Source organism: Mesorhizobium sp. LCM 4576 (assembly GCF_001854815.1).
Taxonomy (GTDB): Bacteria; Pseudomonadota; Alphaproteobacteria; order Rhizobiales; family Rhizobiaceae; genus Mesorhizobium; species Mesorhizobium plurifarium.
Map to the genome: position 1 here is coordinate 395255 of NZ_MDDT01000089.1, position 11548 is coordinate 406802.

Genomic DNA, 11548 nt, shown 5'->3' on the forward strand with positions numbered 1-11548 from the left:
GAAATATAGCGTTTTTCGTCCCGAATTGCACGTTTGGCCGAATTCAGGCCGGCTTCGCGGCTTCCCGCTTCAATCGCTCGATCGCCATCAGCACCCGTTCCGGCGTCGCCGGAGCATCGAGGCGCGGGCAGATCTTGTTGTCGGCGACGCTGGCAATCGCGTCCGACAGCGCATGCAGCACCGACATGCCATGYGGCAGCGGCGGCTCGCCTACGGCCTTGGAGCGATGGATGGTCGGCTCGTAGGCCGACGACCAGTCGGTCAGCTTCACGTTGAAGATCTTTGGGCGGTCGGACGCCAGCGGGATCTTGTAGGTCGACGGCGCGTGCGTGCGCAGCCGACCGCTATTGTCCCACCACAGCTCCTCCGTGGTCAGCCAGCCCATGCCCTGGATGAAGCCGCCCTCGACTTGGCCGAGATCGATCGCCCGGTTCAGCGAGCGAYCGCAATCGTGCAGGATATCGGTGCGCTCGACGACATATTCGCCGGTCAGCGTGTCGACCGAGACTTCCGAGCAGGCCGCGCCATAGGCGTAATAGTAGAAGGCGTGGCCGCGGCCCTTGGCACGGTCCCAATGGATTTTCGGCGTCTTGTAGAAGCCGGCCGCCRACAACTGGACACGATTGATATAGGCCTGCTTGACCAAGTCGTTGAAGGCCACTTCCTGATTGCCGACGCGCACCCGGTTCGGCAGGAACACCACCTGGTCGTGCGGCACCTGGTATTTGTCGGCGGCAAAGTCGATCAGCCGCTTGCGGATCTGGCGGGCGGCATYCTGCGCCGCCATGCCGTTGAGGTCGGCGCCGGAGGACGCAGCCGTTGGCGAGGTGTTCGGCACCTTGGCGGTGGTGGTCGCGGTGATCTTGACGCGGTCGAGGTCGATCTGGAATTCCTCGGCGACGACCTGCGCCACCTTGAGGTGCAGGCCCTGGCCCATCTCGGTGCCGCCATGGTTCATATGCACCGAGCCGTCGGCATAGACATGCACCAGCGCGCCGGCCTGGTTGGCCTCGGTCTTGGTGAAGGAGATGCCGAACTTGACCGGCGTCAGCGCCAGGCCGCRCTTGATGAAGCGACTGTTGTTGTTGAAGGCGCTGATCTCGCGGCGGCGTCGCGCATAGTTCGCGCTTTCCTCCAGCTCGGCCACGATGCGCTGGATGATGCAGTCCTCGACCTTCTGGTGGTAGGGCGTGACGCTGCGATCGCCGATCGCCTCCATCGGGTCGTAGAAGTTCAGCTTGCGGATCTCGAGCGGGTCCTTGCCGACCGCGAAGGCCACCTCGTCGATGACGCGCTCGGCACCCACCATGCCCTGCGGCCCGCCGAAGCCGCGGAAGGCGGTGTTGGAGACGGTGTTGGTGTAGAGCGGCGCCGACTTCGCATGCACCGCCGGATAGAAATAGGCATTGTCGCAATGGAACAGCGCGCGATYGCCGACCGGACCGGACAGGTCGGCGGAAAAGCCACAGCGCAAGGCGTAGGTGAAGTCGACGCCCAGGATGTTGCCTTTGTCGTCGAAGCCGACCTCGTAGTCGATGGCGAAGTCGTGCCGCTTGCCGGTGGCGGTCATGTCCTCGTCGCGGTCGARCCTGATTTTCACCGCGCGCTTGAGCTTCTTGGCTGCGATGGCGGCGATCGCGGCGCATTGGTTTGCCYGCGTTTCCTTGCCGCCGAAGCCGCCGCCCATGCGGCGCACCTCGACCGTGACCGCATGGCTCGGCACGCCGAGCGTGTGCGCGACCAGATGCTGCGTCTCGCTCGGCCCTTGCGTYGAGCAATAGACGGTGACCTCGTCATCCTCGCCGGGGATGGCGAGTGACACCTGGCCTTCCAGATAGAAATGGTCCTGGCCGCCAAGCCACATGCGGTTCTTGATGCGGCGGGGAGCCGCCGCGATCGCAGCGGCCGCATCGCCGCGCTTCAGGATCAGCGGCGTGGTGACCTGCTTGTCCTTGACGGGATCGAGATCCCAGATGTCGATAACGGCCGGAAGCTCGTCATAGTCGATCTTGGCCAGACGCGCAGCGCGGCGCGCTTCCTCGCGCGTCTCGGCAACCACGGCGAAGATCGGCTGGCCGTAAAACTCGACCTTGCCTTCGGCAAGCACCGGATCGTCATGCATGTTGCTCGGCGAAACATCGTTCTCGCCGGGCACGTCGGCATGGGTCAGCACATCGACGACGCCGGGCGCCGAGCGCACGGCCGACAGGTCGAGGCTTTTCAGCGTGCCGTGCGCGATCTTGGAGAGGCCCAGACCGACATGCAGCGTGCCGGCTGGCTCAGGCATGTCATCGATATAGACGGCGGTACCGCTGACATGCTTGTGCGCGGAATCATGCCGCTGGTCGGTGGCGACGCCGCCGACAATCTTCTCGGCTTTGAGATTGGCTGGAGCGTGCTTGTTCATCAGGCCGCCTCGTCGCGCGACACCTGGAACGGCGCCTTCGTTCCGGTCGTCTCGATATAGAAGCGCAGCAAGAGGTTCTTCGCCGCCAGCGCCCGGTATTCGGCAGTCGCCCGCATGTCGGTGAGCGGCGTGAAGTCACTGGCGTATTCGGCCATCGCGGTCTCCWCAGTCGCTTCGTTCCAGACCTTGCCGATCAGCGCCTTCTCGACCGCAGTGGCGCGCTTCGGCGTCGCCGCCATGCCGCCATAGGCGATGCGGATGTCGGCCACGGTGCCATCCTTGGCCAGCGTCAGACAGAAGGCGCCCAGCGTCGCCGTGATATCCTCGTCGCGCCGCTTGGTGACCTTGTAGACGGCAAATTTTTTGCCGCTCTCCGGCACCGGCACATGGACTGCTTCGACGAACTCGCCGGGCTGACGGTCCTGCTTGCCATAGGCGATGAAGAAGGTTTCGAGCGGGATGGTGCGACGGGCCTTGCCCTTGCGCAGGGTGAGTTGCGCGCCGAGCGCGATCAGCGGGGGCGGCGTGTCGCCGATCGGCGAGCCGTTGGCGATGTTGCCGCCGATCGTGCCCATGTTGCGCACCTGCTCGCCGCCGATGCGGTCGACCAGCGGCCCCAGCGCCGGGAAGCGTTTCTGCAGCGTCTCGAAGGCTTCGGTGTAAGTGACRCCGGCGCCGATGGTGATCACGCCATCCTTCTCCGACATCGTGCGCAAGCCTTCGAGACCGCCGATAAAGATCGCCGGCGAGATGTCGCGCATGTGCTTGGTGACCCAGAGGCCGACATCGGTCGAGCCGGCGACGATGGTGGCGCCCGGCTCCTTCTCGAGCACGGCGGCGAAATCGTCGACATCGGCCGGCACAACCAATCGCGCCTTGCCCGACCCGATCTCGACCCTGGCGCCGTCGCGCAGTGCTTCCAGCCGCGCGGTGACGTCCTTGCGCTCCACCGCCAGCGGGTCCTTGGCGGCCTTGCCGTAGCTCGAAATGGCATGCGCGGCACGCATGATCGCCTCATAGCCGGTGCAACGGCAGAGATTGCCCTGCAGCGCCTTTTCGATCGCCGCGTTGGACGGATCGGGCGTCTTCATCCAGAGCCCATAGAGCGACATGACGAAGCCCGGTGTGCAGAAACCGCATTGCGAGCCGTGGAAATCGACCATCGCCTGCTGCACCGGATGCAGCTTGCCGGGCTCGCCGCGCAGATGTTCCACGGTCACAATATGYGTCCCGTCGAGCGAGCCCATGAAGCGGATGCAGRCATTGACGCTTTCATAGACCAGGYCGTCGGCCGAGAGCTTGYCGACCAGCACCGTGYAGGCGCCGCAGTCGCCCTCGGCACAGCCTTCCTTGGTGCCGCGCAGCGAGCGGTCGAGCCGCAGCCAGTCGAGCAGGGTCGCATCGGGCGCGACGTCTCTCAGCGCCACGTCGCTGCYGTTCAGGATGAAGCGTATCTCGTTGCGGATCTCTGCCATGTCTCAGCTCCCCCGATAGGTCGAGTAACCATAGGGCGAAATCAAGAGCGGGACGTGGTAGTGCCGCGCTTCCGCAATGCCGAAGCGGATCGGCACGATGTCGAGGAAAGCTGGCTCCGGCAATTTGATGCCCTGGCCGCGCAGATAGTCGCCGGCGGCGAAGACCAGCTCATATTCGCCAATGCGAAACTCGGCGCCGGCGAGCAGCGGCGCGTCGCAGCGGCCGTCGTCGTTGGTGGCAACCGTCTTGAGATGCGCGCGGTGCTGGCCCTCGATGCGGAAAAGCCCGATTGACAGGCCCTTTGCCGGCCGGCCGGTCGCCGTGTCGAGCACATGGGTCGTCAGGCGCCCGCCATCGGCTTTCGACGTCTCTGCCACTGGCGGCCTCCCATTTCCAGCACGACCGATTGGCCGGTACAGTTTCAGGTCAATTCTGCGCCAATTAAAGGCGATGCATAAGCCCCGGTCGAGCGGAGTGCGGCAAAAAGCACTTTCAAAAATTTTCGGGGGAATGCTGCAGCACTCCTTTCGATATCTTCAGTGCAACAAGGGCAGGAGCAGCCATGCGTTACGATCGGGACATGCGCGGTTACGGGGCCAATCCGCCGGATCCGAAATGGCCCGGCGGCGCGCATGTCGCGGTGCAGTTCGTCGTCAACTACGAGGRAGGCGGCGAGAACTGCGTGCTGCATGGCGACAAGGCTTCCGAAGCCTTCCTGTCCGAGATCGTCGGTGCGGCGCCCTGGGTCGGCCAGCGCCACTGGAACATGGAATCGATCTATGAATACGGCGCCCGGGCCGGCTTCTGGCGGCTCTACCGGCTGTTCACGGAAGCCAAGGTGCCGGTGACCTGCTACGGCGTCGCCACCGCGCTCGCCCGCTCGCCCGATCAGGTCACGGYGATGCAGGAGGCCGGCTGGGAGATCGCCTCGCACGGGCTGAAATGGATCGACTATCGCGACCATGACGCGGAGGACGAGCGGCGCGATCTCGAAGAGACGATCCGGCTGCATTACGACGTGACCGGCGCGCGGCCGACCGGCTGGTACACCGGCCGCACCTCGGTCAACACGGTGCGGCTCGTCGCCGAGGAGGGCGGCTTCGACTACATCTCCGACACCTATGACGACGAGCTGCCCTACTGGTTCGACCGCGACGGGCTGGAGAAGCCGCAGCTCATCATCCCCTACACGCTCGACGCCAACGACATGCGCTTCGCGACGCCGCAGGGCTTCAACTCCGGCGACCAGTTCTTCGCTTATCTGAAGGACAGTTTCGACACGCTTTATGCCGAGGGCAAAGCGGGCAGGCCGCGCATGATGAATATAGGCCTGCACTGCCGGCTGGTCGGCCGCCCGGRCCGCGTGGCGGCACTGAAGCGCTTCATCGACTATGTGAAGTCGCATGACAAGGTCTGGCTGACGCGGCGCATCGACATCGCCAAGCACTGGCGCGAAACGCACCCCTACGAGGCGCCGGCGCTGYGCCCGTCGCGGATGGGGTTCGAAGAATTCGTGCATGCCTTCGGCAGCGTTTTCGAGCATTCGCCCTGGATCGCCGAGCGCGCCTACGAATTGGAACTCGGGCCCGCGCATGACAGCGCCGGCGGCCTGCACAACGCGCTCTGCCGCGTCTTCCGCGCGGCGAGCGAGGCCGAACGGCTTTCCGTGCTCAACGCTCACCCGGACCTTGCCGGCAAGYTGGCGGCGGCCAGGCGGCTGACGCCGGAATCGGCCAGGGAGCAGGCCTCCGCCGGGCTCGACGCGCTAACCGACAAGGAGCGCGAGCTGTTCTCGAAACTCAACGCCGCTTATGTCACCACCTTCRGCTTCCCCTTCATCATCGCGGTCAAGGGCAAGACCAAGGACGAAATCCTGGCGGAGTTCGAGGCGCGGATYGGCAACAGCCGCGGCACCGAGTTCGAAACCGCCTGCAAACAGGTCGAGCGCATCGCACTGCTTCGCCTGAAAGACATGCTCCCACTCTAATGTTTGTCGTTTTTTGTTGACGCAATTCCCGACGGAAAACCGCTTACTCTTCCTGGAATTGCTCTGAGGGTCAGGACCCCATGGATATGATCAAGACCGCCGAGCGAACCTACTACGCGCCRCAGGGCGGCCATTCCGGCCAGAACGAGCTCTTGACCGGCAGGGCCGTCTTCACCGAGGCCTATGCGGTCATCCCCAGGGGCGTGATGCAGGACATCGTCACCAGCCCGCTGCCCTTCTGGGACAAGACCAGGGCCTGGATCATCGCAAGGCCGCTGTCCGGCTTCGCCGAGACCTTCTCGCAGTACATTGTCGAGGTTCTGCCTAGTGGCGGCAGCGAGCGGCCGGAACTCGATGCCGGCGCCGAAGGCGTGCTGTTCGTCGTCGAGGGCGAACTCACCGTATCGCTTGCCGGCAAAAAGCACCTGCTTACCCCAGGTGGTTTCGCCTACCTGCCGCCGGCGAGCGGCTGGACTGTGCGTAACGAGAGCGGCGCTGCCGTTCGCTTCCACTGGATCCGCAAGGCCTATGAGGCCGTCGACGGCCTCGACGTGCCGGAAGCCTTCTTCTCGAGCGACCAGGATGTGGCGCCGAGCCCGATGCCGGGTACGGAAGGGCGTTGGGCAACGACCCGTTTCGTCGACCCGGCCGACATGCGCCACGACATGCATGTCACCATCGTCACGCTGAAGCCGGGCGCGGTCATCCCCTTCGCCGAAACCCATGTCATGGAGCACGGGCTCTATGTGCTGGAAGGCAAGGCGGTCTACCGCCTCAACCAGGACTGGGTCGAGGTCGAGGCCGGCGACTTCATGTGGCTGCGCGCCTTCTGCCCGCAGGCCTGCTATGCCGGCGGCCCCGGCAATTTCCGCTACCTGCTCTACAAGGACGTCAATCGTCACGCCAGGCTTGGCGGTTATCTTGGGGGCGGTTATCTTGGGGGCGGCTATCTCGAGGGCAAGGCGCGGTGAGCCGCATTGTCGCCAAGCCGCTGACCCGCGAGAGTTTCGCGCCCTTCGGCGACGTCATCGACATGAGCGGCGACAACCGCTACCCGATCAACGGCGGCCGGGCGATGCGCTATCACGACCTCGCCACCGCCGAGGCTACAGGCCCGAACGCGCGCGTGCTGATCTCCATGGTGCGCGGCACGCCCTATGAGATGYCGCTAAAGCTCGCCATGGTCGAGCGCCATCCGCTCGGCAGCCAGGCCTTCATCCCGCTGTCACCGCGGCCGTTCCTGGTGGTCGTCTGCCATGACACCCAGGACGGCCCCGGAGAGCCGCATGCCTTTCTCGCCGGCCCCGGACAGGRCATCAACTACCGCCGCAACCTCTGGCACGGCGTGCTGACGCCGATCGGCGAGGAACAGGATTTTATCATCGTCGACCGCGGCGGCGACGGCTCCAATCTCGAAGAGTTCTATTTCTCGCACCCCTACGAGATCCACCTCCCCTGAAAGCTTGCGATTGACATGACCGACGTTTCGCTGATCGACCGCCTGCTCGACGTGATCGAGCACGACATCGTGCCAAAGACGGCTGAGGGCGTCGCCCATGGCAACAAGCTGTTCGGCGCCGCGATCCTGAGGAAAGACGACCGCTCGCTGGTGCTGGCTGAGACCAACAACGAGATGGAAAACCCGCTCTGGCATGGCGAGGTGCATTGCCTGAAGCGTTTCTACGAGATGCCCAAGGCCGAGCGCGTCGACACCAAGGATGCGCTGTTCATCGCCACGCACGAGCCCTGCTCGCTCTGCCTGTCGGCGATAACCTGGACCGGCTTCGACAATTTCTACTACCTGTTCAGCCATGAGGATTCGCGCGACAGTTTTGCTATCCCGCATGATCTGAAAATCCTGAAAGAGGTCTTCACTCTCGACCCCGGCGGCTACAATGCCGAGAACGCCTATTGGAAGAGTTTTTCCATTCGCAGGCTGGTGCGGGCGCTGCCCGAAGCCGAGCGCAAGCGGCTGGAGGCTCGGATCGGCAGAATTGAGGCGCGTTATAACAAGCTGTCGGGCGTCTATCAGGCGAGCAAGGCCGAGAACGACATTCCGCTGAACTGACGCGGATTGCCTACCTTACCTTCGCGTTTTTCAGCACCTCATTTATCCTCGCCTGCCAGCCTTTGCCGGTCGCCWTGAATTTTCTGACAACGTCCTGGTCCAGGCGGATGGAGACGACTTGCTTTGGTTTCTCCAGGGCCGGCCGGCCACGGGAGCGCCTTATACTCTCGAAAAGCTCCGGGAGCGCTTCCGCGAAAGGCTTGGCTTGGGCCAGCTGTTCGTCGGTCGCCTCCCCATCCTCAGGATCAGCAGCAATCTGTCTTTGAATTTCGGCTTCCTCGGCATCGGTAAGCCGCCGAATACGTGACTTAGTGTTGCTCATACACGGACCTTTCCTTTCGGCTGGCACGACGCATCGAGATCGCTTCAGAACCAAGCGGCTTGAAGATCACGGCGAGAATGATCTCTCCAAATTCTCCAATTGCCTTGAGCCGACCGGCCTTGGCCAGGAGGACAATTGACGTGGCAAAAAACTCGATATCGAGATYGGCGAAGTCGAGACCTCGGTTTTCGAGGTTCGTCACCCGTTTTGGCTCATCCCAAACGATTTTCAGGCGAGATCATCCACTGTGTCTGCGTCGGGCCACGTGAATAAACGTAATACATAAATTAGCGCGACAGCGCAAGTTGAAAGCCGAATGATCTGAGCCGGTCCTCGGCAACTGGTCATCTTGAATTGCCACCTTTATGGTGGCATATTTGGTCATGGAGAAACGCAGGCCCACCTACGATCTCGATGCAATCAAGGCGACGTTCGGGTCTGTCGATACGTTGGCCATCACAACGTCAGCCCTGCGGGACGCAATTGGCCTCGGCTTCGATCGTGCCGGYATTGTCGAGGTGATCGGCGGCATGACAYGCAAGATGTTCGTGAAGTCGATGACGACTTTCGCGGATCACCGGGTCTGGCAGGACGTTTACTACGTRCCGGCGCGCGACATCGTTCTCTATGTKAAATTCCAGGCGGATGTCGTGACCGAATTCACGGTCATGGCATTCAAGGAGAAATGATAATRGCAAGAGAAACCAGTGAAACCATGATCTCTCCCGAAACCGGAGAGATCCTAACGCGCGGGGTGCGTCCGTTCACCGTGACCTACAAAGGCGAGAGCATGGTTGTCGACCTGCCGGGCTATTATCCGGCTTCGGACGGAGACGGCGTGCATGTCGGAGACGACATGGCTGGCGTTGATGCCGCCCTGCGCGTTCTCAAGGAAAAGATCGACGGCGTGYCGRCGCCAGAAACTATCCGGCGCATGYGCGCAAAGCTCAAGCTGTCGCAACGTGAGGCCGGCTCTCTTTTCAAGGTCGGCGAGAACGCCTTCGACAAATATGAAAGGGGCCTGATCGAGCCGAGCGGCCCGACCATTCAACTGATGACGTTGCTGGAAAAGCACCCCGAACTGCTTGACGAATTGYGCTAACGACCCAGGTCGCATTTTTTGATGCTCCAGTCGCGATTGGCGATTGAAAGTCGCCATGACGCGGAGCGTTATGCGCCCCATGAAAACCATCACCGAATTTCCCCGCAAGGTCGTCGAATTTCCCGATATGGGCATCGTCATGCCAGACGGTTGCCGGCTGTCGGCGCGCGTCTGGATGCCCGAGGATGCGACGGACAGTCCGGTGCCGGCGATCCTCGAGCACCTGCCCTACCGCAAGCGCGACGGCACCATTTTTCGCGATCAGCTCACCCATCCCTATTTCGCCGGCCACGGCTATGCCTCGATCCGCGTCGACATGCGCGGCAACGGCGATTCCGAAGGGCTGATGGACGACGAATATTCCGAGCAGGAATTGCAGGATGCCTGCGACGTCATCGCCTGGGCGGCGGCGCAGCCCTGGTGCAACGGCAATGTCGGCATGATGGGTATTTCCTGGGGCGGCTTCAACTGCCTGCAGACGGCGGCGAAGCAGCCGCCGGCGCTGAAGGCGGTGATCAGCCTGTGCTCGACCGTCGACCGCTATGCCGACGACATCCATTACAAGGGCGGCTGCCTGCTGCTCGAAAATTTCGGCTGGGCCTCGACAATGCTGTCCTATTCGTCGCGGCCGCCGGACCCGGCCATCGCCGGCGGCAATCGCTGGCGCGACTTGTGGCTCAGCCGGCTGGAGAACCAGCCTTTCCTGTTGCCGCTATGGCTCAGCCACCAGCATCGCGACGCCTATTGGAAACGTGGGTCGATCTGCGAGAATTTTTCGGCGGTCAAGGCGGCCGTGCTGTCTATCGGCGGCTGGCATGACGGCTACCGCAACACGATCTCGCACCTCGTCACCAACATCCAGTCGCCGGTCAAAGGCATCGTCGGCCCCTGGATCCACAAATACCCGCATTACGCCGGGCCCAATCCGGCCATCGGCTTCCTGCAGGAAGCGCTGCGCTGGTGGGACCGCTGGCTCAAGGGCGCTGCGACCGGCGTCGAGGCCGATCCGGCCTATCGCGCCTATGTGATGGACAGCGTGCGGCCGGCGCGCTGGCATCCCGAGCGGCCGGGCCGCTGGGTGGCGGACCAGGAATGGCCGTCACCGAATATCAGGATCGAGGCGATCGGACTCATCACCGACGGCGCCAAGCCCTCCATCGTCGCTTCGCCGCAGACCTGCGGCCTTGCCGGCGGAGAGTATTTTCCCTTCACCTTCGGGCCGGAACTGCCCGGCGACCAACGCCCCGACGACGCGCTGTCGGTGTGCTTCGACCAGCCCGTGCTCGGCGCGGAGATCGACATCGTCGGCGCGCCGGAGCTCGAAATCCGGGTTGCCGCCGATCGGCCCCAGGCCAACATCGCGGTGCGCCTCTGCGACGTGCATCCCGACGGCGCCTCGGAGCTGATCTCCTATGGTGTGCTTAACCTAACCCACCGCAACTCGCACGAATTCCCCGAGCCGTTGGTTCCCGGCGAGACGGTTTCGGCACGCGTGGTGCTCGACCAGTGCGCCTACCGGGTGCYGGCCGGCCATAAATTGCGCATCGCCGTCTCGACCGCCTACTGGCCGATGATCTGGCCCTCGCCGGAGCCGGTGCGGCTCGATCTCGCGAAGGCGACGCTGAAGCTGCCGCTGCGCCCGCCGGCGAAAGGCAATGAAGTCTCGTTCCCTGAACCGGAAGGCGCGACTCCCTGGGCGACCGAGACGATCCGGCCGGCGAATTCCGAACGCCATGTCGACCGCGACGAGAAGACCGGCCTCGTCACGCTTTCCATAACCGACGATTTCGGCGCGGTGCGCGACCTCGACCACGGGCTGGTCAATGGCAGCATCGTGCRCGAGACATGGATGATCCATCCCGACGACCCGCTGTCGGCCACCGGAGCCACGCATTGGACGCAGACCTTGTCGCGGAATGATTGGTCGGTGCGGACAGAAACCTTTGCCCAGATGCGATCGGACGCCGCAAACTTCATCGTCAGCGCCAGAATCGAAGCCTATGAGGGCGAAAAGCTGGTCTTCGAACGCCATTTCGAGCACGCGATTCCCCGCGCGCTCCTCTGAGCCCCGGCAAGATTGGTCCAAATGCGACGTGCGATTTACGCCACCGCATGTCGCATTCGGTCTTGCCTGCCGCTTTCCCTTACGGTCATTATCTCCTCCAATACTAAGAAACGACCATAAG

At 63.3% G+C, this 11548-nt stretch carries 12 protein-coding genes; 7 read left to right on the top strand and 5 right to left on the bottom strand.

Annotated features, from left to right (window positions below):
- Positions 1-43: 43 nt before the first annotated feature.
- Genes xdhB through uraH form a run of 3 tightly spaced genes read right to left on the bottom strand, consistent with a single transcriptional unit; the run spans position 44 to position 4260 of the window.
- Positions 44-2407, bottom strand: a complete 2364-nt coding sequence (gene xdhB / locus LCM4576_RS33540) for a xanthine dehydrogenase molybdopterin binding subunit (RefSeq protein ID WP_071036546.1) — start codon at positions 2405-2407, stop codon at positions 44-46.
- Complete coding sequence (xdhA, locus tag LCM4576_RS33545; protein ID WP_071036547.1) at positions 2407-3882, bottom strand: xanthine dehydrogenase small subunit; 1476 nt, start codon at positions 3880-3882, stop codon at positions 2407-2409. Before xdhA ends, xdhB begins: the two co-directional genes overlap by 1 nt.
- A gap of 3 nt (positions 3883-3885) precedes the next feature.
- Positions 3886-4260, bottom strand: coding sequence for a hydroxyisourate hydrolase (uraH, locus tag LCM4576_RS33550; protein WP_071036548.1), 375 nt, complete (start codon positions 4258-4260; stop codon positions 3886-3888).
- A gap of 185 nt (positions 4261-4445) precedes the next feature.
- Here uraH and puuE point away from each other — a divergent pair, with 185 nt between their 5' ends.
- The 4 genes from puuE to LCM4576_RS33570 all read left to right on the top strand — a co-directional run bounded on the left by puuE (position 4446) and on the right by LCM4576_RS33570 (position 7938).
- Entirely contained in the window at positions 4446-5870 is a 1425-nt protein-coding gene (puuE, locus tag LCM4576_RS33555) for an allantoinase PuuE (protein WP_071036549.1), read from the top strand.
- 80 nt (positions 5871-5950) lie between these two features.
- The gene (locus tag LCM4576_RS33560; RefSeq protein ID WP_071036550.1) at positions 5951-6841 is read left to right on the top strand and encodes a bifunctional allantoicase/(S)-ureidoglycine aminohydrolase; all 891 of its coding nucleotides are present in this window, start codon (positions 5951-5953) and stop codon (positions 6839-6841) included.
- Entirely contained in the window at positions 6838-7329 is a 492-nt protein-coding gene (locus LCM4576_RS33565; RefSeq protein WP_071036551.1) for an ureidoglycolate lyase, read from the top strand. The genes LCM4576_RS33560 and LCM4576_RS33565 overlap by 4 nt, the downstream gene beginning before the upstream one ends.
- A gap of 15 nt (positions 7330-7344) precedes the next feature.
- A complete protein-coding gene (locus LCM4576_RS33570; protein WP_071036552.1) occupies positions 7345-7938 on the top strand; it encodes a nucleoside deaminase in 594 nt (197 codons plus the stop codon).
- A 10-nt stretch (positions 7939-7948) separates the two neighbouring features.
- Here LCM4576_RS33570 and LCM4576_RS33575 read toward each other — a convergent pair whose 3' ends face one another.
- Positions 7949-8260: a BrnA antitoxin family protein gene (locus LCM4576_RS33575; RefSeq protein ID WP_071036553.1), complete on the bottom strand. Its 312-nt coding sequence runs from the start codon at positions 8258-8260 to the stop codon at positions 7949-7951.
- Positions 8247-8492: a BrnT family toxin gene (locus LCM4576_RS33580; RefSeq protein WP_071036554.1), complete on the bottom strand. Its 246-nt coding sequence runs from the start codon at positions 8490-8492 to the stop codon at positions 8247-8249. Before LCM4576_RS33580 ends, LCM4576_RS33575 begins: the two co-directional genes overlap by 14 nt.
- 151 nt (positions 8493-8643) lie before the next feature.
- Between LCM4576_RS33580 and LCM4576_RS33585 the strand changes: the two genes are divergently transcribed.
- From LCM4576_RS33585 to LCM4576_RS33595, 3 genes are all read left to right on the top strand, one after another.
- Positions 8644-8949 carry a type II toxin-antitoxin system MqsR family toxin gene (locus LCM4576_RS33585; protein ID WP_071036815.1) on the top strand — a complete coding sequence of 102 codons (306 nt, stop codon included), beginning with the start codon at positions 8644-8646 and terminating at the stop codon, positions 8947-8949.
- A complete protein-coding gene (locus LCM4576_RS33590; protein ID WP_244510982.1) occupies positions 8946-9362 on the top strand; it encodes a type II toxin-antitoxin system MqsA family antitoxin in 417 nt (138 codons plus the stop codon). Before LCM4576_RS33585 ends, LCM4576_RS33590 begins: the two co-directional genes overlap by 4 nt.
- Before the next feature lie 79 nt (positions 9363-9441).
- Positions 9442-11427 (top strand): CocE/NonD family hydrolase, encoded by a 1986-nt coding sequence (locus tag LCM4576_RS33595; RefSeq protein ID WP_071036556.1) that lies wholly within the window; start codon positions 9442-9444, stop codon positions 11425-11427.
- Positions 11428-11548 lie beyond the last annotated feature (121 nt).